Origin of the sequence: Bradyrhizobium sp. 1(2017) (genome assembly GCF_011602485.2) — a bacterium.
GTDB lineage: Bacteria > Pseudomonadota > Alphaproteobacteria > Rhizobiales > Xanthobacteraceae > Bradyrhizobium.
In genome coordinates, this window is the sequence record NZ_CP050022.2 from 4,741,910 (window position 1) to 4,761,204 (window position 19,295).

The 19,295-nt window shown below is 64.7% G+C and carries 20 protein-coding genes and 1 tRNA gene; 4 read left to right on the forward strand and 17 right to left on the reverse strand.

Annotated elements, in window-relative coordinates:
• Positions 1–30: 30 nt before the first annotated feature.
• The 11 genes from parC to rpoZ form a co-directional block, all read right to left on the reverse strand.
• Positions 31–2,289 carry a DNA topoisomerase IV subunit A gene (gene parC, locus HAP40_RS22450; protein WP_166815668.1) on the reverse strand — a complete coding sequence of 753 codons (2,259 nt, stop codon included), beginning with the start codon at positions 2,287–2,289 and terminating at the stop codon, positions 31–33.
• A 61-nt stretch (positions 2,290–2,350) separates the two neighbouring features.
• On the reverse strand, positions 2,351–2,638 hold the full coding sequence (locus tag HAP40_RS22455) for a hypothetical protein (protein WP_166815667.1): 288 nt from the start codon (positions 2,636–2,638) through the stop codon (positions 2,351–2,353).
• 91 nt (positions 2,639–2,729) lie between these two features.
• Positions 2,730–3,482 (reverse strand): DNA repair protein RecO, encoded by a 753-nt coding sequence (gene recO / locus HAP40_RS22460; protein ID WP_166815666.1) that lies wholly within the window; start codon positions 3,480–3,482, stop codon positions 2,730–2,732.
• Between the two features lie 135 nt (positions 3,483–3,617).
• Positions 3,618–3,998: a hypothetical protein gene (locus HAP40_RS22465; protein WP_166815665.1), complete on the reverse strand. Its 381-nt coding sequence runs from the start codon at positions 3,996–3,998 to the stop codon at positions 3,618–3,620.
• A gap of 21 nt (positions 3,999–4,019) precedes the next feature.
• Positions 4,020–4,946: a GTPase Era gene (gene era / locus HAP40_RS22470; RefSeq protein ID WP_166815664.1), complete on the reverse strand. Its 927-nt coding sequence runs from the start codon at positions 4,944–4,946 to the stop codon at positions 4,020–4,022.
• On the reverse strand, positions 4,936–5,802 hold the full coding sequence (gene rnc / locus HAP40_RS22475) for a ribonuclease III (RefSeq protein WP_166815663.1): 867 nt from the start codon (positions 5,800–5,802) through the stop codon (positions 4,936–4,938). The genes era and rnc overlap by 11 nt, the downstream gene beginning before the upstream one ends.
• Positions 5,799–6,563, reverse strand: a complete 765-nt coding sequence (gene lepB, locus HAP40_RS22480; protein WP_166815662.1) for a signal peptidase I — start codon at positions 6,561–6,563, stop codon at positions 5,799–5,801. The genes rnc and lepB overlap by 4 nt, the downstream gene beginning before the upstream one ends.
• Positions 6,564–6,810: 247 nt before the next feature.
• Positions 6,811–7,230 carry a holo-ACP synthase gene (acpS, locus tag HAP40_RS22485; protein WP_166815661.1) on the reverse strand — a complete coding sequence of 140 codons (420 nt, stop codon included), beginning with the start codon at positions 7,228–7,230 and terminating at the stop codon, positions 6,811–6,813.
• Positions 7,227–7,979, reverse strand: a complete 753-nt coding sequence (locus tag HAP40_RS22490) for a pyridoxine 5'-phosphate synthase (RefSeq protein ID WP_166815660.1) — start codon at positions 7,977–7,979, stop codon at positions 7,227–7,229. The genes acpS and HAP40_RS22490 overlap by 4 nt, the downstream gene beginning before the upstream one ends.
• Before the next feature lie 44 nt (positions 7,980–8,023).
• A complete protein-coding gene (locus tag HAP40_RS22495) occupies positions 8,024–10,309 on the reverse strand; it encodes a RelA/SpoT family protein (RefSeq protein ID WP_166815659.1) in 2,286 nt (761 codons plus the stop codon).
• A gap of 204 nt (positions 10,310–10,513) precedes the next feature.
• Complete coding sequence (rpoZ, locus tag HAP40_RS22500; protein ID WP_166815658.1) at positions 10,514–10,906, reverse strand: DNA-directed RNA polymerase subunit omega; 393 nt, start codon at positions 10,904–10,906, stop codon at positions 10,514–10,516.
• Between the two features lie 329 nt (positions 10,907–11,235).
• Between rpoZ and HAP40_RS22505 the strand changes: the two genes are divergently transcribed.
• Together HAP40_RS22505 and HAP40_RS22510 are read left to right on the forward strand one after the other, a co-directional pair.
• Positions 11,236–11,880 carry an NYN domain-containing protein gene (locus HAP40_RS22505; protein ID WP_166815657.1) on the forward strand — a complete coding sequence of 215 codons (645 nt, stop codon included), beginning with the start codon at positions 11,236–11,238 and terminating at the stop codon, positions 11,878–11,880.
• Complete coding sequence (locus HAP40_RS22510; protein WP_166815656.1) at positions 11,861–12,535, forward strand: uracil-DNA glycosylase; 675 nt, start codon at positions 11,861–11,863, stop codon at positions 12,533–12,535. Before HAP40_RS22505 ends, HAP40_RS22510 begins: the two co-directional genes overlap by 20 nt.
• 3 nt (positions 12,536–12,538) lie before the next feature.
• On the opposite strand, the gene HAP40_RS22515 is transcribed toward HAP40_RS22510, so the two are convergent.
• Genes HAP40_RS22515 through dapA form a run of 4 tightly spaced genes read right to left on the reverse strand, consistent with a single transcriptional unit; the run spans position 12,539 to position 15,013 of the window.
• The gene (locus tag HAP40_RS22515) at positions 12,539–13,117 is read right to left on the reverse strand and encodes a peroxiredoxin (protein WP_166815655.1); all 579 of its coding nucleotides are present in this window, start codon (positions 13,115–13,117) and stop codon (positions 12,539–12,541) included.
• A gap of 4 nt (positions 13,118–13,121) precedes the next feature.
• Positions 13,122–13,595 carry an SsrA-binding protein SmpB gene (smpB, locus tag HAP40_RS22520; protein ID WP_035709956.1) on the reverse strand — a complete coding sequence of 158 codons (474 nt, stop codon included), beginning with the start codon at positions 13,593–13,595 and terminating at the stop codon, positions 13,122–13,124.
• Positions 13,596–13,654: 59 nt separating this feature from the next.
• Complete coding sequence (mscL, locus tag HAP40_RS22525) at positions 13,655–14,095, reverse strand: large conductance mechanosensitive channel protein MscL (protein WP_246741335.1); 441 nt, start codon at positions 14,093–14,095, stop codon at positions 13,655–13,657.
• 27 nt (positions 14,096–14,122) lie between these two features.
• Positions 14,123–15,013 carry a 4-hydroxy-tetrahydrodipicolinate synthase gene (dapA, locus tag HAP40_RS22530; protein ID WP_166815654.1) on the reverse strand — a complete coding sequence of 297 codons (891 nt, stop codon included), beginning with the start codon at positions 15,011–15,013 and terminating at the stop codon, positions 14,123–14,125.
• A gap of 279 nt (positions 15,014–15,292) precedes the next feature.
• Between dapA and HAP40_RS22535 the strand changes: the two genes are divergently transcribed.
• A complete protein-coding gene (locus HAP40_RS22535) occupies positions 15,293–17,740 on the forward strand; it encodes a lytic transglycosylase domain-containing protein (RefSeq protein WP_166815653.1) in 2,448 nt (815 codons plus the stop codon).
• A gap of 714 nt (positions 17,741–18,454) precedes the next feature.
• Positions 18,455–18,547, forward strand: a tRNA-Ser gene (locus HAP40_RS22540).
• Positions 18,548–18,647: 100 nt separating this feature from the next.
• Here HAP40_RS22540 and HAP40_RS22545 read toward each other — a convergent pair.
• The gene (locus HAP40_RS22545; protein ID WP_246741334.1) at positions 18,648–18,893 is read right to left on the reverse strand and encodes a hypothetical protein; all 246 of its coding nucleotides are present in this window, start codon (positions 18,891–18,893) and stop codon (positions 18,648–18,650) included.
• A gap of 94 nt (positions 18,894–18,987) precedes the next feature.
• Positions 18,988–19,254, reverse strand: a complete 267-nt coding sequence (locus HAP40_RS22550) for a hypothetical protein (RefSeq protein ID WP_166815652.1) — start codon at positions 19,252–19,254, stop codon at positions 18,988–18,990.
• Positions 19,255–19,295: the final 41 nt, after the last annotated feature.

Sequence of the window (19,295 nt, forward strand, 5' to 3'; positions counted from 1 at the left end):
CTCTAGGCGGGCGCGGCCTGCTTGCGTCCGCTACCCGATCACCTTGCCGAACCTGTTCGACTTCGGGAATCCCTTCGGCGGCAGGCGGCCGGCGTCGGCGCGGGTGCCTTGCCACTCCGCGAGCTCCTTCATGGTCGCCGAGAATTCGCGCCCTGCGGAGTCCTTCCAGGTCAGGCCCGCCTTGGCGTCGAACACGGCAACGTCCGAGAGGCCGCCGTCCTTGTACTTCTGCAGGCGCACGCCGCGGCCGCGGGCCATCTCCGGCACCTGGTCGAGCGGGAAGACCAACATCTTGCGATTGTCGCCGATGACCGCGACGGTGTCGCCGAGCACCTCGGTGATTGCGCGCGCCTCGTTCGGCATGTCGACGTTGAGGACCTGCTTGCCCTTCTTGGTGGTGCCGACGCAGTCGTCCTCGTTGACGATGAAACCCTGGCCCTCGTGGCTCGCGACCAGGAATTTCCGCCCGCCCTTGTTGACGAACAGCGCAACGGGCGCCGCCTCCTGCTCGAGGTCGATGAAGAGGCGGATCGGCTCGCCATGGCCACGGCCGCCCGGGAGTTTTGCGACATCGAGCGAGTAGAATTTGCCGTTGGTGGCAAACAGCAGCAGCTTCGAGGTCGTCTCGGCGAAGAACGCGAAGCCGAGCTTGTCGTCCTGCTTGAAGGCAAGCCCCGAGAGATCCTCGACATGGCCCTTCATGGTGCGGATCCAGCCCTTGTCGGAAACGACGACCGTCACCGGCTCGCGCTCCACCAGGGCTTCCTCCATCGCGGCGAGATCGTGCTCGGGCGCATCCGCAAAGGTGGTGCGGCGCTTGCCGAGCGGGGTCTTGGGTCCGAACATGTCGCGGACCTTGCCGACCTGCTCGCCGACCTTCTTCCACTGCTCGGCCTCGGAGGCGAGCACCGCGTTGATGCCCTTGAGCTCGGCCCGAAGGTTCTTGTCCTCCGTGCGGATCTCCATCTCCTCGAGCCTGCGCAAGCTACGCAGGCGCATGTTGAGGATGGCTTCCGCCTGCACCTCGGTGAGCTTGAAGGCCTTCATCAACGCCGGCTTCGGCTCATCCTCGGTGCGGATGATCTTGATCACCTTGTCGATGTTCAGATAGGCGATCAGGAAGCCGCCGAGCACTTCCAGCCGGTGCTCGATCTGCGCCTTGCGATAATTGCTGCGGCGGATCAGGACGTCGCGCAGATGGTCGAGCCATTCGCGCAGGCACTCGGCCAGCCCCACAACCTTGGGGACGCGGCCCTTGATCAGCACGTTGAGGTTCAGCGGGATCTTGTTTTCGAGCTCGGTGAGCCGGAACAGCGATTCCATCATCAGCGCCGGATCGACGTTCTTCGACTTCGGCTCGATCACGATGCGGACGTCTTCGGCCGATTCGTCCCTGATGTCGCCGACAAGCGGCAGCTTCTTCTGGTCGAGCAGCTCGGCGACCTTCTCGATCAGGCGCGACTTCTGCACCAGGAAGGGAATCTCGGTGACGACGACGACCCACGAGCCGCGCGCGCCCTCCTCCTGCTCCCACCGCGCGCGAACGCGGAACGAGCCGCGGCCGGTGGTGTAGGCTTCCGCAATCGCCTGCTTGGAATCGACGATGATGCCGCCGGTCGGGAAGTCCGGGCCCTTCACCCACTTCAGCAGCGCCTTGGATTTCGCATCGGGCTTCTCGATCAGATGCAGCGCGGCGTCGCAAAGCTCGGCGGCGTTGTGCGGCGGGATCGAGGTCGCCATGCCGACCGCGATGCCCTGCGCACCGTTGGCGAGCAGGTTCGGGAAGCCGCCGGGCAGCACGACGGGCTCTTTCGACTGGCCGTCGTAATTGGCGCGGAATTCGACGCCGTCCTCGTCGATGCCCTCGAGCAGAAGCCGCGCGACGTCGGTCATGCGCGCTTCGGTGTAGCGGTAGGCGGCGGGGTTATCGCCGTCGATATTGCCGAAATTGCCCTGGCCGTCGACCAGCGGGTAGCGCGAGGAGAAATCCTGCGCGAGGCGGACCATGGCATCGTAGATCGCCTGGTCGCCATGCGGATGGAACGAGCCCATCACGTCGCCGACGATCTTGGCGGACTTCTTGAAAGCCGTGCCCGGGTCGAGCCGGAGCAGGCGCATGCCGTAGAGGATGCGCCGATGGACCGGCTTCAGGCCGTCGCGCGCGTCCGGCAGCGCACGGTGCATGATGGTGGAGAGCGCATAGGCGAGATAGCGCTCTTCCAGCGCTTCCTGCAGCCGGACCTCGTGAATTTCGGCCGGTTCTTCCGGCGGAACGATTCGTTTTCCCATGCCGCCCGGTTAAACCGTGGAAGCGAATCGGGCAAGGATCGATTGTTCCCCGTGGAGCGGCCTAGTGACCGGCCCAGCCAGCCGTCACAGGCGGGGTCTTGGCCTGCCCCGGCGCCTGGGCCGGCGCCGGTGCGTTGGTCACACAACGGCGCGCGGCCTCGATCTCGGCCTCCGTCGCACCATGAGACCGCGCCCATGTCTCTGCGGCCGCAGCGGAATATTTGGCCACATAGTACCGGACCACGGTGCAGGAGGCCCGGCGAAACACGCCGGGTTGCGTCTCGCCGGCCATTGCATCAGGCGCGCACGCGAACAGCGCCGCGGACAAGGCGAATCCCCTGATCAACATGTGGGCTATCCCCATTGTGGAACCTGAGCGCCAATTCCAACGGCCCTGTTTTGGTTCCGGGGTCGCAGAACAGGGCTGAGTCCCGCTCCGCTCATGGCGAAGCCATCGTCGCCCTCGTCTGCTGCCGGATCAAGGCGTTGATAAAGCCTGCTCGCGCGTCGGAATGCCCTTGCCCGCGCGGCTCCAGCACGTGGCGCAGCAGGAACAAGCCGGTCAGCCGAAAGCCGTCCTGGAGATCCTGCTCGGTCAGGTCGCTCGCAGTCTCGCCATGACGCAGGAACGGCGGAAGGCGCAACAGCCGATCGTGCCACGGCTCACCGGCGCCGCGCGACACCGCGCCGCCGGATTTCGGCGAGACATAGATCAGGTCCGTGGTCTCGCCGGTGACGGCACAATTTTCCAGCGCCAGGCCGAAGCCGAGCTCGGCGAGCATCGCCAGCTCGAAATGGATGACGTGCACGGCGGCGCCGCCGATATCGTCGAAATCGTCGAGCGAGTGTTCGAGCAGCGAAAATATCTCCTCGTGTGGGTCGCGTTCCGGCAAGAGCCGCGCAATCGAGGCCAGATGGGTGACGCCATAGACGCCGTGCGAAGACGCCAGCAGCGTCGCCGCGCGCAGCTTCAGCCCCTCGATCGCATAGGTGCCGAGATGCTCGTCGAGACGCGCCCGCCAGACCGCACTGACGCTGTTGCCGGGCTGGAGCAGCGGCCGCAGCCGCGAGCTGGCGCCGCCGCGGACGAGGCCAAGATGCCGGCCATGCGCGCGCGTCAACAGCTCGACGATGGCGCTGGACTCGCCATGCCGCCGCACACCCAGCACGATGCCTTCGTCGGTCCATTCCATGTGGTGAAGCTTAGCGGATTCCGCCCTTCATTCGTAGGGCGGATTAGCCGAAGGCGTAACCCGCCAGATGGCCCGTGCGGCATCAAATTGGTAGATTACGCTCCGCCAACCCACCCTGCGCTACCGCGTGAGCCGCTAGGCGTTGAACCAGCCCTGCGCGTCGCCGCTGAACGAGAAATACAGTCCCATCGTGGTCAGCACGCAGGAGACGATTTCGATGGCGCTGTCGAGCTGCATGCCCTTCTCGCCGATGATCTGGCCGAGCGAGATCACCGACAGCACGAGGGCCGCCGCCAGCACCCAGCGCGGCCAGTTCTTGCGCCCATGCGCAGCCAGCCAGACGAAATAGACCAGCAGCAGGATCATCCCGCCGGCGAGCAGGGTCCCCGTCATGATCATCTGGTCGGTCATCTCGGCGTTGGGCGTACGGTCCTGCACCGCGACCGACAGGGCATCCAGCATCAACGATGCATAGAGAAGCGCTTCGAAGCGCCGGACGTTGCTGGGCACGCTCATCGGACACCGATCTTTTCTTGGTTATTCCTTGGGGAAGTCCAGGCCCATCTCGCGATAGCGATCGGGATCGTCGCCCCAGTTCTCGCGCACCTTGACGAAAAGAAACAGATGCACGGGCACATCGAGGATCTGCATCAGCTCCTTGCGCGAATCCGCGCCGATGGACTTGATGGTGGCGCCGCCCTTGCCGAGCACGATCTTGCGCTGGCTTTCGCGCTCGACGAAGATCGTCTGCTCGATGCGCACCGACTTGTCCTTGCGCTCCTCCCACTTGTCGGTTTCGACTGTGGACTGGTAGGGCAATTCCTGGTGCAGCTTCTGATAGATCTTCTCGCGCGTGATCTCGGCCGCCAGTTGCCGCATCGGCGCGTCCGACATCTGGTCCTCGGGATAGAGGAACGGCCCCGGCGGCACCATCTCCGAAAGCGTCGTGCGGATGTCGTCGACGCCGTCGCCCGAGATCGCCGCGATCATGAAGGTCCGCGCGAACTTCATGCGCTCGTTGGCGGCCTGCGCCAGCGCCAGGAGCTTCTCGCGCTGGACCAGGTCGACCTTGTTGATGACAAGGATCTTGTCTTGATTGACGCTCGCCGCCTTGGCGAGGATGGCCTCGGCCTCCTCGTCGATGCCGGTCTTGGCATCGAGCAGCACGCAGACGAGATCGGCATCATGCGCCCCGCTCCAGGCGGTCGAGACCATGGCGCGGTCGAGCCGGCGCTTGGGCAGGAAGATGCCGGGCGTGTCGACCAGGATGATCTGGGCATTGTTCTCGATCACGATGCCACGGATCAGCGCGCGCGTGGTCTGCACCTTGCGCGAGACGATCGTGACTTTGGCACCGACCAGCGCATTGACCAGCGTGGACTTGCCGACATTGGGCGCGCCGATCAGCGCAACGAAACCGCAGCGCGTCGCGGTGGGTGCCTCGCCGCTTGCTTCAGCCGTCATTGCTGCCGCCAACGCCTTCGCGTTCGATCATCACTGACGCCGCCACCTTCTCTGCCGCGCGCTTGCTGCCGCCGATGCCTTCGGCCGGGGCCAGTCCCGGCAGGTCCACCGCGACGCGGAACTGCGGATCGTGATGCGGGCCGGTGCGCTCGACCTCGCGATAAACAGGCGTCGGCAGCCCTTTGCCTTGCGCCCATTCCTGTAGAACGGTCTTGGGGTCGCGCAAAGGCCGGCGCGGCTTGTGCATGCGCTCGGTCCAGTTGCGCCTGACGAATTCCGCTGCCGCCGCATGGCCGCCGTCGAGGAAGATCGCTCCGATCACGGCCTCGCAGATGTCGCCGAGAATGGATTTGCGCAGGCGGGCATCGGCGCTTGAGCCGACCGAGCCCAGCTTGATGTCGTCCAGCAGGCCGAGCGATTTGGCGACGTCTGCGCAGCTCTCCTTGCGCACGAGCTCGGCAAGCCGCTTGGACAACTCGCCTTCGTCGGCATTCGGGAAGGCGTGATAGAGCATGTCGGACACGACGAGCCCGAGCACGTGGTCGCCGAGGAATTCCAGCCGCTGATAGCTGTCGCCGCGTTTGCGCCCGGACTTCAGCGCCGAGACATGCGTGATCGCCTGCATCAAGAGGTTCGGGTCGGTGAAGCTGTGACCGATACGCGCCTCGAGCGCCGCATTCGCATCCGTGCCCTTGGCCTTGCTGCTGCGCGTCCGCTTTTTCTTCGCGGGCGCCTTGGTTTCAGCAGTCTTGATTTCAGGAGTCTTGGCCGCAAGCGTCTTGGTTGCAGCTTCGCCCTCAGGAGCGGCTTGCGCCTCGGTCGGTTGGGTCGCGATATCCTTGGCTTCGTCTTTCATCGAACGATTTTGAAGAAACGATTCCAGCGCACCGCCCACGGCCAGCGCCAGAACATCCAGGCGTGCTCGCCTTCGGCGATGGAGAAGAAGATCATCTGGGCGCGGCCGATCAGGTTCTCCTGCGGCACATAGCCGACCTGGCCGAGGAAGCGGCTGTCGGTCGAGTTGTCGCGGTTGTCGCCCATCATGAAGAAGTGGCCGGGCGGCACGTTATAGACGTTGGTGTTGTCCATGTAGCCGTTGTCGGCGCAGTCCAGCGTCTCGTAGGACACGCCGTTCGGCAGCGTCTCCTTCCAGCGCTTCACCCGGGAGATGCCGCCGCCTTCGGAGCCGCAAGGGTCTTCCCCGACGAATTCGCTCATGCGCTGCCGCTCGACCGGGGTGTCGTTGATGTAGAGCAGACCATCCCTCATCTGGATGCGGTCGCCGGGAAGGCCGATCACGCGCTTGATGTAATCGGTGGAATCGTCCTTGGGCAGGCGAAACACGACGATGTCGCCGCGGTTGGGGTCCGAGCCCCAGATCCGCCCCGAGAACAGCGGAGGCGAGAACGGGATCGAATAGTGGCTGTAGCCGTAGGAATATTTCGAGACGAACAGATAGTCGCCAACCAGCAGCGTCGCCTTCATCGAGCCGGACGGGATGTTGAAGGGCTGGAACAGGAACGTGCGGATCACCAGCGCGATGAGCAGGGCATGGATCACGACCCGGATGGTTTCGCCGACGCCGCTCTCAGTTTTCGTTCCCGAAGTCACGCTCATTGCTCTCTCAATTCCGGCCGGCGGTCACAGAGCGCCCTCCTCCCGCGAACAGCCATCGGTTCGCGGCTCGAGGAGATTGTCCTGATTCTGATAGTGAGGGCCAATTCCGGCGTAAAGCCGAATTTACCCAGCCCGATTTGCGTCCGCGGACTTTTAGACGGTTGTCGGAGACCGCGCAATCAAGGAACGCATCAAAATTACATAAGACATTGGTATTTCAAACGAATTATGCGGCTCCACTGAATGGTCAGGGCTTGGCGAGCGGGACGGCGGAAATGATGACGAATGCCTGCGCGAGCGGCCAGTCGTCGGTGATCGAAACATCGATCCGCGCCTCGAACCCCTCCGGCGTGAGGGCCTGAAGCCGGGCCAGGGCGCCGCCGGTCAGCTGCATGGTCGGCCGCCCCCCCGGGAGGTTGACCACCCCCATGTCACGCCACCAGACACCGCGCCGGATCCCGGTCCCGAGCGCCTTGGAGCAGGCCTCCTTGGCGGCGAAGCGCTTGGCGTAGGTTGCCACCACCATCTTCTCGTTCTTGGCGCGCCGCTCCGCCTTCGCCCGCTCGGCCGCGGTGAAGATGCGGTCGAGGAAGCGCTCGCCGTGGCGCTCCATCACCTTGCCGACGCGGGTGATGTCGATCAGGTCGGAGCCGATACCGATGATCATGCCCGGCTCCGCCCGCGGTCCATCGCCGCCCGCATGCTGCGTACGGTCTCGGCCAGCCCGACGAACAGCGCCTCGCCGATCATGTAGTAGCCGATGTTGAGTTCCATGATCTCAGGCAGGGCCGCGATCGTCTCCGCCGTCGCATAGTCGAGCCCGTGTCCGGCATGGACCTCCAGCCCGGCAGCCTTGGCCAGCTTTGCCCCTGCCACGATCCGCCGCCATTCGGCCTCGGCCTTGTCGGTGTGGCCGTCGACGACGGCGTCGCACCAGGCGCCGGTGTGGATCTCGATCACCGGCGCGCGCAACCGCGCCGCCATCTCGATCTGCGCGGGATCGGCGGCGATGAACAGCGAGACCCGGATCCCGGCATCGTTCAGCCGCGCGATATAGGGCGCGAGCGCGTTGTGCTGGCCGACCACGTCCAATCCGCCCTCGGTCGTCACCTCCTGCCGGCGCTCCGGCACGAGGCAAACCGCATGCGGCCTGGTGGCGAGCGAGATGCGCATCATGTCGTCGGTCGCCGCCATCTCGAAGTTCAGCGGCTTGGAGATCTCGGCCTTCAGCCGCGCCATGTCCTCATCGCGGATGTGGCGGCGATCCTCACGCAAATGCGCGGTGATGCCGTCGGCGCCGGCCTCGATCGCAAGCAATGCGGCCCGCACCGGATCCGGATTGCGGCCGCCACGCGCGTTGCGCAGGGTCGCGACATGGTCGACATTGACGCCGAGGCGGAGCGGAGATGCGGGCATTTCAGGACTCGCGAGATCAGGGGGACTGTCGCCTCCGGGAGGCGCTATCCATTAACACGTTCGACGCGGGCGACGACGGCCTTGGCGCGCAACTGGGCCAGGATCGCGCTCAAATGCTTGAGGTCGTAGACTTCGAGATCGATCGTCGTCTCGGTGAAATCGGGTGAACGGCGCTGCATGCTGATGTTGTCGATGTTGCCATCGTGCTCGGCGATCACGGTCGCGATCTGGGCCAGCGCGCCCGGCTCGTTGACGTTCTCGACCTTGATGCGGGCCGGGAAGCGCTGCGGCGCGGAGTCCTCGATGTCCCAGCGCACATCCAGCCAGCGCTCCGGCTCCTCCTCGAAATCCTTCAGCGCCGGCGCCTGGATCGGGTAGATCGTGATGCCCTCGCCCGGCGTGACGATGCCGACGATGCGGTCGCCGGGTACGGCACCGCCGTTCGGCGCGAACTTCACCGGCAGGTCGGAATTGATGCCGCGGATCGGGATTGCGACCGGGCTGCGCGGCGGCTCCGACGATTTCTCCCTGAGCTTGGCAACGAGCCCCTTTTTGACGCCGTACCGCGCGATGCGCTCTTCCTTGTAGTCGGGATACATCGCGCGCGCGACGTTGGAGGCCTTGATCTCGCCACGGCCGACCGCCGCCATGACGTCGTCGATCGAGGTGCGCGCAAGCCGCGGCAATGCGCCCTTGAGCTTGTCGTCGGCATATTCGATCTTGGCGCGCTCGAACAGGCGCTCGACGATGCGCCGGCCGAGCCCCGCATATTGATCGCGCACGGCGGTGCGCGTGGCGCGCCGGATCGCGGCGCGTGCCTTGCCGGTGATCGCAAGGGTCTCCCAGGCCGACGGTGGCGCCGATTGCGCCTCCGAGGTCAGCACCTCGACCTCGTCGCCGTTCTGGAGCTCCGAGGACAGCGGGGCGAACTTGCCGTTGATCTTGCAGCCGACCGCGCTGTTGCCGACGTCGGTATGTACGGCATAGGCGAAGTCGATCACGTTGGCATGGCGCGGCAGCGCGATCAGCTTGCCCTTCGGGGTGAAGCAGAACACCTGGTCGTGGAACAGCTCGAGCTTGGTGTGCTCGAGGAATTCCTCGGGGTTGGCGCTCTCGGAGAGGATGCCGATGGTGTGGCGCAGCCAGGCGAACGCATTGGATTCGCGCTTGAGGAACTCGGTCGGCGAGCCCACGCCTTCCTTGTAGAACACATGCGCGGCGATGCCGCGCTCGGCGATCTGGTCCATCGCCTCGGTGCGGATCTGGAGCTCGACGCGCTGGTTGCCGGGACCGATCACCGTGGTGTGGATCGAGCGGTAGTCGTTCTGCTTGGGCGTCGAGATGTAGTCCTTGAAGCGCCCCGGCACGACCGGCCAGGTGGTGTGGACGATGCCGAGCGCGCGATAGCAGGCCTCGATGTCGTTGACGACGAGGCGAAAGCCGAAAATATCGGACAATTGCTCGAAGCCGACCGATTTGCGCTCCATCTTGGTCCAGATCGAGAATGGCTTCTTGCGGCGGCCATAGACCCGCGCGCCGAGGCCACGGTGGCGCAGATTGTTGGAGAGCTGGTCCTCGATCTCGCCGATCAGGTTGCGGTTGCGCTCGGCAAGCGCGTCGAGCCGTTGCATCACCACCGAATAGGCTTCGGGATCGAGGGTGCGGAAGGACAGATCCTCCAGCTCCTCGCGCATCTCCTGCATGCCCATGCGCCCCGCGAGCGGCGCATAGATGTCGAGCGTCTCCTCGGCAATGCGCCGGCGCGATTCCGTCGGCACGAAATCCAGCGTGCGCATGTTGTGCAGGCGGTCGGCGAGCTTGACCAGAAGCACACGGACATCGTCGGCAATGGCCAGCAACAATTTGCGCAGGTTCTCGGCCTGCTTGGCCTCCCGCGACACCAGCTCCAGCCGCTTCAGCTTGGTCAGCCCCTCGACCAGCGCGCCGATCTCGGGCCCGAAGATCTGGTCGATCTCGGCCCGCGTCGCCTCGGTGTCCTCGATCGTGTCGTGCAGCAGCGCGGCCACGATGGTGGCGTCGTCGAGCTTGAGGTCGGTGAGAATCGCCGCCACTTCGAGCGGGTGCGAGAAATACGGATCACCCGAGGCGCGAGTCTGCGACCCATGTGCCTTCATGGCGTAGACGTAGGCGCGGTTCAGCAGGTCTTCGTTGGTGTTGGGGTTGTAGGACCTGACGCGCTCAACGAGGTCATATTGACGCATCATCCGCGCGCGCGGCTTGGCCGGGCGCGCCACCGGCGCAGTCGGGGCCACGGCAACCGATTCGGTTGCGGCCTGCATCTGCGTGGATCTGCGGCGCCGATAAACCATGCCGTCCTGCCTTCAAACGAACCAGAGACGGCCCGTTGCACGTATCTTAGCTGCGAACCCGCGCGTGTCCGATCAATTCGGTGACAGGCCAGCGCGAGCCGAGAGCACTATGGTAACCACGAAAACGCCAACAAAAGCAAAGGCCCGAACAACGGTTCGGGCCTTGATAAGATCACAAGAGATCGATGATTGCGACGGGACGATCTACTCGTCCTCCTCCGGCTGCTCCTCGGGCGGCGCGAGGCCTTCGAGACCCTTCAGGAGTTCCTCTTCGGTCATGCGTTCGACGGCGACCTCGGTGTCGTCCGCATCGACGCTCGCGCCGGCGGAACCGATCAGCGGCACCGTATCGGGCTCGGGCTCGTCGACCTCGACGAACTTCTGGAGCGAGTGCACCAGCTCCTCGCGGAGGTCCTCCGGCGAGACGGTCGTCTCCGCAATTTCGCGCAAAGACACAACAGGGTTCTTGTCGTTATCGCGGTCAACCGTTAGTTGTGAACCGGACGAAATCATGCGGGCACGGTGGGCGGCCAGCAGGACCAGGTCAAACCGGTTGTCGACCTTGTCGATACAATCTTCTACGGTGACGCGAGCCATGGACTGTCGCTCCGTTGTGGGTGGGACGAAATATGTGGATGATCGGGGCTAGTTATAGGGGCCGGGGCGATTTCGCAAGGCCAATTTGTGATTTGGCCTCGCCAAACGGCTCTGCTACCCCCACATTGGGGCTGGGATGGGTGATTTGCCGGGCTGCCATCGAGGGCGGCGCCGGGCGTATGCGGGTCCGCCATAACTATACCTTGATTGCCCCGACTTCTCCGGATTTGCGGTTTCGACGGGTTTCGACGGCGCCTTAGACCAGCGCGGCTTGCTGCCGCCGCGCCAACAATAAACGATCAATCACGAACTCTACGCGAGCAAACTGAATGTCACTTTCTCCTACCAACAAGATCGCGCTCTTCATCGACGGGGCCAATCTCTACGCGACGGCGAAAACTCTGGGCTTCGACATCGATTACAAGCGCCTGCTGAAGGAGTTTCAGAGCCGCGGGACGTTGTTGCGGGCGTTCTACTACACCGCGATCATCGAGGATCAGGAATATTCCTCGATTCGCCCCTTGATCGATTGGCTGGACTACAACGGCTACACCGTCGTCACCAAGGCGACCAAGGAATTCATCGACGCCTCCGGACGCCGCAAGGTCAAGGGCAACATGGACATCGAGCTCGCCGTGGATGCCATGGAGCTCGCCGAGCACATCGACCAGATGGTGCTGTTCTCGGGCGACGGCGACTTCCGCTCCCTGGTCGAGGCCGTCCAGCGCCGCGGCGTGCGGGTCACCGTGATCTCCACCATCGCCAGCCAGCCGCCGATGATCGCCGACGAACTGCGCCGCCAGGCCGATGTCTTCACCGACCTCGTCGAGCTGCAATCCAAGCTCGGCCGCGACCCGTCCGAACGCCCCGCCCCGCGTGACCGCGGCGAGCGCGAGGGACGCCACCACGCCCCGCAATTCCTCCAGCGCGCAACCACGATGGCGCCGAGGGGCGATGACGACTTCGAGGAGTGAGGCAGCCCGGTCAAGCCGCCAGCCTTCCACCGTCGTTCCCGACCATGACTGCCCGCTTTGTCCGCGCCTGGTCGCCTTTCGCGAGGCGAACCGTGCGCGCGAGCCGTTGTGGCACAATGCACCGGTTGCCCCGTTCGGCGACATCCGCGCGCGTCTCCTGATCGTCGGCCTCGCGCCCGGGATGCAGGGCGCCAACCGCACCGGTCGCCCCTTCACCGGCGACTATGCCGGTGATCTCCTCTACGCGACGCTGCTCGAATATGGCTTTGCCAGGGGTACCTATCAGGCCCGCCCCGACGACGGCCTGAAACTGGTCGACTGCCGGATCGCCAATGCCGTGCATTGCGTGCCTCCGCAGAACAAGCCGCTTCCGGTCGAGATCACCACCTGCCGCCAGTTTCTCATCGCGAATCTCGAGACGATGCCGAAGCTGCGCGCGATCGTCGCGCTCGGGCGGATTGCGCACGACAGCGTGCTCAAGCCGCTCAAGCTGAAGGCCTCCCAGGCCCCCTTCGGTCACGGCGCAGTGCATCAGGCCGGCGCGTTCAGGCTCTACGACAGCTATCACTGCTCCCGCTACAACACGAACACCGGCGTGCTGACGCCGGACATGTTCCGATCCGTGTTCGCGAAGGTGAAGGCCGACCTCGATTAGGTCTTACTTGACCGGATTGGCCTTCAGCCAGTCGAGCACGTCGCCGGCGTTCCGGTCCGGCGGGAACACCGGATAGAACACGTGCGTGATCCTGGCATCGTCGATGATCAGCGCAAGGCGCTTGATCAGCGTCAGGCCCGCAACCTCCATCGTCGGCAGCTTCAGCGCGCGCGTCAGCGCCAGCTTCTCGTCTGACAGCACCGGGAATGGCAGGTGCAGCCGCGAGGCCATCTCGATCTGGTAGTCGTTGCTCTGGGTCGACAGGCCGAACACGTGCGAGGCGCCGGCCGCCTTCAGCTCGGCGAACAGATCGCGGAACGCGCAGGTCTGCGGCGTGCAACCGCGTGCGCCCGGGATCATGTCCCAATCGTCAACCAGCGCGATCTTGCCGGGCTCGCCGGTGCGCGGATAGGCGAACACCACGGTGCGGCCTCGCAGCGCCAACAGCGTGACCGACCTGTCGTCGGTCGCGAGCAGCCCGATCGGCGGCAGCGTCATGCCCTTGAGATGCGCGGCGCCGCCGTCGTCGGTCGGCGCGGGAATCTTGCTCCAATCGACCTCGAGCAGGTTCCTCTGGGTCATTCCGCTACCCCCTCGCCCGCATCAGGCGGCCCTTCTCCCGGCTCCAGTCGCGCTTCTTCTCGGACTCACGCTTGTCGTGCAGCTTCTTGCCCTTTGCAACCGCCAGCTGCAGCTTCGCCCGGCCGCGCTCGTTAAAGTAGAGCTTCAGCGGGATTAGCGTCATGCCCTCGCGGTCGACTGCGCCCATCAGCTTGTTGATCTGCCGGCGATGCAGCAACAGCTTTCGTGGCCGCTTGGGCTCGTGGTTGAAACGGTTGCCTTGAAGATATTCGGGGATGGTGGCGTTGATCAGCCAGATCTCGCCGTCCTTGGAATCGGCATAGGATTCCGCGATCGTGCTCTTGCCGTTGCGGATCGACTTGACCTCGGTGCCGGTCAGCGCAATGCCAGCCTCGATCGTATCCTCGATGGCATAGTTGAAGCGAGCCTTGCGATTCTCCGCCATGACCTTGATCGGACGTTCGTTCTTATCGGCCATGGAAAACAAACCTGATCGAGATGCGCACGTAAGCTAACAGTTTGGATGAAGCGTGCGCGTCACTTCTTGAGGAGATCGCGGATCTCCGTCAGCAGCACGACCTCCTCCGACGGCTTCGCCGGTTCCGCGGGCTTGGTCTCTTCCTTCCGCTTCAGCGTGTTCATGGCGCGGATCACCAGGAACAGCACGAAGGCGATGATGATGAAGTTGATCGTGAGCGTCAGGAAGCTGCCGTAAGCGAGGACTGCGCCTTGCTTTTTCGCATCCGCTAAGTTGGTGGCGGTCACCGCCTTGGACAAGGGGGCGAAGTAGTTCGAGAAGTCGAGGCCGCCGGTCGCAGCGCCAATGATCGGCATGATGATGTCACCGACCAGCGACGTGACGATGGCGCCGAAGGCCGCGCCGATGATGACGCCGACCGCGAGGTCGACGACATTGCCTTTCATGGCGAACTCGCGGAATTCCTTCAGCATCCGCGTGCCCTTTTCCTCGACGCTCATGAACGGCCCCCCCGATTGACTAGCTCATCAGTTGATCAGTCCGGCGTGCACCATGGCACTGCGCACGGCAACGCGCGTCGGCTCCGAGACCGGCACCATCGGCAGCCGCAGCGTCTCGTCCAGCTTGCCGAGCAGCGACATCGCGTACTTGATCGGCGCCGGATTGCTCTCGATGAAGAGGTTGTTGTGCAGCGGCATCAGCTTGTCGTGGATCGCGAGCGCCGCCTTGGTGTCGCCCTTCGCCCAGGCAGCCTGAAACTCCGAGCACAGGCGCGGCGCGACGTTCGAGGTCACCGAGATGCAGCCGTGACCGCCATGGGCCATGTAGCCGAGGATGGTCGCGTCCTCGCCGGAGAGCTGGTTGAAGTCCTCGCCCATCGCCGCGCGCTGCTGCGAGACGCGGACCATGCTGGCGGTGGCGTCCTTGACGCCGGCGATGTTCTTCAGCTCCCACAGCCGCTTCATGGTGTCGACCGACATGTCGATCACCGAGCGCGGCGGGATGTTGTAGATGATGATGGGAATCCCGATCGCGTCGTTGATCGCCTTGAAGTGCTGGTACATGCCTTCTTGCGTCGGCTTGTTGTAGTAGGGCGTCACGACCAGCACGGCGTCCGCGCCCGCCTTCTCGGCGTGCTGGGCGAGCTCGATCGCCTCCTTGGTCGAGTTGGACCCGGCACCGGCGACGACGGGCACGCGGCCCTTGGCTTCAGCGATGCACCATTCGACGACCTTCTTGTGCTCGTCATGGCTGAGCGTCGGGCTCTCGCCGGTGGTGCCGACCGGGACCAGGCCATTGGTGCCTTCAGAGATCTGCCAATTGACCAGGGAGCGGAACGCCGCCTCGTCCAGCGAGCCGTTCTTGAACGGGGTGACCAAGGCGGTGAACGACCCCCGGAATTTCGTCTTGGCTGCCATGGACTTCCTCCGTACGCGGCGATCTCTCGAGCAAGCCCCCTTCATATCGGGTCTGTCCCTTCGGTAAAAGGGCCGCTGCCGTGTGACGCACCGTTTAGGCCGCGATTTTGCCGCGGTGATGGTGCAAATCGGCCCGAGGTAAGCGGCTGTTGGTATTTTGTCCGCATATTCAATCAAATACAGCTAGATCCTAGCCACTTGACTGATTCGGGGCGACGAAACGCCGTGACCTCCCTTTCTCGTGCCGCATGGCGATCCCTAGGCCTGGTCGCATGCCTGATGGCAGGGCTGTCGGTCGGCTGTGCTGCGCTGGCCAAATCCAACGAGACAGCCGCAGACGAGGCCAAGACCCCCGCTAAGCCGGCCGCCAAGGACCATTCCAAGGGAACCGGCAAGGAAACATCCAAAGACACGTCCACCGCCAAGGGCGCCAGCAAGGGTGCGGCCAGCGCCCCGGCCAAGGATGCCGCGAAGAAACCTGCCAAGGACGCCGGCAAGGACACTGGCAAGGACGCGGGCAAGGAATCCCCGAAGGACAAGCCCAAGCCGGCGACAGCAGCGAAGCCGGCGGCAGTAGCGCAGCCGGCCGCAGCACCGAAGCCCGCGGCGGTGTCCAAGCCTGCGGCCCCCGCGCCAAAGCCGCACCCGGCCGCCGGTACTTCGGCGCCCAAGACTGCACCCGCCGCCCCTTCGACGGCCACCGTCAGACCAACCGCCCCGGCCCCCGCCAAACCCCTCGCAGCTCCGGTGCTGGCTCCTGCGACCCGACAGCATGCAGCGCCGCGCAAGCCGGTCATCCCGGCCGCGGTCGCGGCGACATCGTCGACGTCGCAGGCCGACAAGGACACGCTCGAAAACGTCATCGAGCTCGTGCGCAAGCGCAAGGCGGCCGACGCCACCAGCTATGCGGCCTCGATCTCCGATCCCGTCGCGCGAAAGCTCGCGGAGTGGATCATCCTGCGCAGCGAGGACAATGGCGCGACGGTAGAGCGCTATCGGGCCTTCATCTCCGCCAATCCGAGCTGGCCGTCGCAAACTTTCCTGCGCCGGCGCCTCGAGGCTGCGATGTGGGACGATCGGCGCGATGATTCCGTTGCGTGGTCGTGGTTCGAGAACGAGTCTCCGATCTCCGCCAAGGGTCGCTTCACGCTTGCCAAGGCGATGCTGGCGCGCGGCGACCGGGCCAATGCCGAGCGTCTGGTGCGCGAGGCCTGGCGCAGCGATCCGATGTCGGAAGACACGGAGAACAACGCGCTCGACCAGTTCGGCGCCTTGCTGACGCCAGGCGATCAGAAGGCACGGATGGACACCCTGCTCTATGGCAGCGAGAACGAGGCTGCGCTTCGCGCCGCAAAGCGCCTCGGCGCTGGCTATGTCGCGCTGGCCAAGGCCCGCATCGCCGCCGTCAAGAAGGCGCCGAACGCACGCGCGCTGCTCGACGCGGTGCCGCGCGAGCTGCACAACGATCCCGGCTTCATGTTCAGCAAGATCCAGCTGCTGCGCCGCGAGGAGAAATTCGCCGAAGCCGCGCAGCTTATGCTGTCGGCACCGAAGGATCCGGGCCGGCTCTACAATCTCGACGAATGGTGGATCGAGCGCCGTCTTCTGGCGCGCAAGATGATCGACACCGAGGAATTCCGCAGCGCCTATCTGATCGCGCGCGACGCCGCGCTGCCCTCGCGCGACATCTACAAGACCGAGCAGGAGTTCACCGCCGGGTGGATCGCGCTCCGCTTCCTCAGCGACCCCGCCGCCGCCGCGCAGCATTTCGCCCGCATCGGGGTCGGCAGCGTCAATCCGACCGCGCTGGCGCGCGCCGGTTATTGGCAGGGCCGCGCCGCTGAAGCCATGGGTCGCCAGCAGGAGGCGCGCAACGCGTACGCCCGCGCCGCCGAGCAGTCGACCAGCTATTACGGCCAGCTCGCGCGCGCAAAGCTCGGCCTGCCCCAGATCGAGCTCAACAGCCAGCCGCGTGGCCGCGGCGCCGAACGGCTGGAGATCGTGCGCGCCGCGCAGCTGCTCTACGAGCTCGACGAGCGGGAAATGGCCGTGCCGATGCTCGCCGACATGGGCGAGAACGGCGATCCCGAGGCGCTTGCCGGTCTCGGCGAGCTGACCCAGCGCTACAGCGACGCGCGCGGCATGCTGCTGCTCGGCAAGTCCGCGCTCAACCGCGGCCTGCCGTTCGACTTCTACGCTTACCCCATCAACGGCATTCCGCAGTTCACGCCCATCGGGCCCGAGGTCGAGCGCAGCATCATCTATGCGATCGCGCGGCAGGAAAGCGCGTTCAATCCGTCGGTGGTCTCGCCGGCGCAGGCCTATGGGCTGATGCAGGTGACGCCTGACGCCGCCCGCTACGTCTGCAAGCGTCACGGCGCGACCTACGATCTGTCCCGGCTGAAGAACGATTCGGTCTACAACGCCACGCTCGGCTCGGCCGAGCTCGGCGGACTGCTCGAGGATTATCGCGGCTCCTACATCATGACGTTTGCCGCCTACAATGCCGGCCGCGGCAGCGTGAAGAAGTGGGTCGACCGATATGGCGATCCGCGCGATCCGAAGGTCGACGCGGTCGACTGGGTCGAGCTGATTCCGTTCTCCGAGACGCGCAACTACGTGCAGCGGATCATGGAGAACCTTCAGGTCTACCGCGCCCGCTTCGGCGGCGGCACGCGGTTGCAGATCGAGGCTGATTTGCGCCGCGGCGCCGTCAACCTGCAATAGCGGCATTCTCGTACGATATGCTGCCGGGGGCATCGGCAGCGAGCGATGCCGGCAGGCCTTGTGCGTCCGACTGCATCCGGAGCTGTGAGGCGGCGCTCAGGCGCTCCCTCTGCGACGCAGGGCAGTCGCATATGATCCTGGCGGCGGCCCGAGCCGACAATTCTGCAGAATGCGGCAGCGAACTCCCCAGGGGCCCCATAACGCATTGCTTCTATTGCGCTTTCGAGACGGTTCCGCGTGCCCTGGGGTTGCGCAGATTTGGCCCCTGGGCAAGGGCACGGTCTGACGGGTTTTGGCGCGATCGAAATTAACAAGGAAACTCAAGGAGAAGGCGAGCCCCCCTCCGCGACGTTCTATTTGCTTTGCGCAAGCGCCATGCCGGCAACGCCTTGGGAGGCAGCGAACACTCAGAGACCTTGGACCGGGCCGGCAGATGAACTGGCGCGGATAGCAGCCCCGCGGATTAGCCCTCACCTCCGCCAGCGCAGGATTTCCCAGTAAATTCAATTTATTACGCGAGAAGTCCGGCCTTCACGCGTGAAACCATCGCGCCCCTGCGCGCCAGACCTTCGACCTCCGCGTCCGTTCTCTCAACGTTCCGTTCGCGCCCCAAGGGCAAACCGCTTCGTTTTCAAAATCGCTGGGAATATTCGAGCAAAAACACGCGCTTCCAAATTGACCCGCCCGAGTAATTAGATGCATAAGGCTCGCACCGGAGAGGTGGCCGAGTGGCTGAAGGCAACGCTTTGCTAAAGCGTCATACGGTCTCAAGCTGTATCGAGGGTTCGAATCCCTCCCTCTCCGCCACCCAGCAGCAGAATCAGCCAAGGCCTGCGTGTTCTGTCGCTTGAATGCGCAAGCAAAAGTCTGGCGCGAGGATCGGCGCCGAGCCCGGCCCGACTCGCCATCATCTTAATATATGTGTCTGCTGCTGGCGGCCCGACCGCCAGATCCGCCAATACGAGGGCGAGATCAGCACCGCTTCGCCAGCCCAGACGTTGAACCAGACGCCGGATCTGCGCCGGCATGGAAACGTCCAGGGCAAGATACCGGTCTTGTGCAGCCGTCCGAGCTCCAGATCGCAGTCGTCGGGCGCGATCTGAATCGGCAGCCATTGGCCCATGCCTGGGCCGGTCTTGTCGGGAGCGCTCATGCCTCGCTGGTCTAGGACCGGCACGACGCAAGAACTTTGATTCTGCGCAACGAGCTTGCCCCGTAAGAACACGGGGCCGGATGCGATTGTCAGCTCAGTGGGCGGAAGCCCACGCCCTCGCCTCGCGCTGCGCGGCCGAGATCTCGGCCTCCGACATCTGCCCGGCGACTTCCTGGCGCAGCGCGACGGCATCCTTACGGCCCTTCAGAGCGGCGAGGTTGAACCATTTGTGCGCGGCGACGAGATCGACGAGGCCGGAGCGACCGCTCGCCCAGTAGATTCCGCGTTCGAACAGCACGTCCGAGAGCGCGCTTGCGTCGATCGGCGTCGCCGTCTCCAGATCGAAAGTACCCTGAAACATGTCGCATCCCCTTTTTTCTTATGCCGACTCGTCCCCCCGAG

What these genes read in the sequence shown, in the direction of transcription:
- parC (WP_166815668.1), bottom strand. Translation starts at nt 2,289, where the DNA reads ATGGGAAAACGAATCGTTCCGCCGGAAGAACCGGCCGAAATTCACGAG.
- HAP40_RS22455 (WP_166815667.1), bottom strand. Translation starts at nt 2,638, where the DNA reads ATGTTGATCAGGGGATTCGCCTTGTCCGCGGCGCTGTTCGCGTGCGCG.
- recO (WP_166815666.1), bottom strand. Translation starts at nt 3,482, where the DNA reads ATGGAATGGACCGACGAAGGCATCGTGCTGGGTGTGCGGCGGCATGGC.
- HAP40_RS22465 (WP_166815665.1), bottom strand. Translation starts at nt 3,998, where the DNA reads ATGAGCGTGCCCAGCAACGTCCGGCGCTTCGAAGCGCTTCTCTATGCA.
- era (WP_166815664.1), bottom strand. Translation starts at nt 4,946, where the DNA reads ATGACGGCTGAAGCAAGCGGCGAGGCACCCACCGCGACGCGCTGCGGT.
- rnc (WP_166815663.1), bottom strand. Translation starts at nt 5,802, where the DNA reads ATGAAAGACGAAGCCAAGGATATCGCGACCCAACCGACCGAGGCGCAA.
- lepB (WP_166815662.1), bottom strand. Translation starts at nt 6,563, where the DNA reads ATGAGCGTGACTTCGGGAACGAAAACTGAGAGCGGCGTCGGCGAAACC.
- acpS (WP_166815661.1), bottom strand. Translation starts at nt 7,230, where the DNA reads ATGATCATCGGTATCGGCTCCGACCTGATCGACATCACCCGCGTCGGC.
- HAP40_RS22490 (WP_166815660.1), bottom strand. Translation starts at nt 7,979, where the DNA reads ATGCCCGCATCTCCGCTCCGCCTCGGCGTCAATGTCGACCATGTCGCG.
- HAP40_RS22495 (WP_166815659.1), bottom strand. Translation starts at nt 10,309, where the DNA reads ATGGTTTATCGGCGCCGCAGATCCACGCAGATGCAGGCCGCAACCGAA.
- rpoZ (WP_166815658.1), bottom strand. Translation starts at nt 10,906, where the DNA reads ATGGCTCGCGTCACCGTAGAAGATTGTATCGACAAGGTCGACAACCGG.
- HAP40_RS22505 (WP_166815657.1), top strand. Translation starts at nt 11,236, where the DNA reads ATGTCACTTTCTCCTACCAACAAGATCGCGCTCTTCATCGACGGGGCC.
- HAP40_RS22510 (WP_166815656.1), top strand. Translation starts at nt 11,861, where the DNA reads ATGACGACTTCGAGGAGTGAGGCAGCCCGGTCAAGCCGCCAGCCTTCC.
- HAP40_RS22515 (WP_166815655.1), bottom strand. Translation starts at nt 13,117, where the DNA reads ATGACCCAGAGGAACCTGCTCGAGGTCGATTGGAGCAAGATTCCCGCG.
- smpB (WP_035709956.1), bottom strand. Translation starts at nt 13,595, where the DNA reads ATGGCCGATAAGAACGAACGTCCGATCAAGGTCATGGCGGAGAATCGC.
- mscL (WP_246741335.1), bottom strand. Translation starts at nt 14,095, where the DNA reads ATGAGCGTCGAGGAAAAGGGCACGCGGATGCTGAAGGAATTCCGCGAG.
- dapA (WP_166815654.1), bottom strand. Translation starts at nt 15,013, where the DNA reads ATGGCAGCCAAGACGAAATTCCGGGGGTCGTTCACCGCCTTGGTCACC.
- HAP40_RS22535 (WP_166815653.1), top strand. Translation starts at nt 15,293, where the DNA reads ATGGCAGGGCTGTCGGTCGGCTGTGCTGCGCTGGCCAAATCCAACGAG.
- HAP40_RS22545 (WP_246741334.1), bottom strand. Translation starts at nt 18,893, where the DNA reads ATGAGCGCTCCCGACAAGACCGGCCCAGGCATGGGCCAATGGCTGCCG.
- HAP40_RS22550 (WP_166815652.1), bottom strand. Translation starts at nt 19,254, where the DNA reads ATGTTTCAGGGTACTTTCGATCTGGAGACGGCGACGCCGATCGACGCA.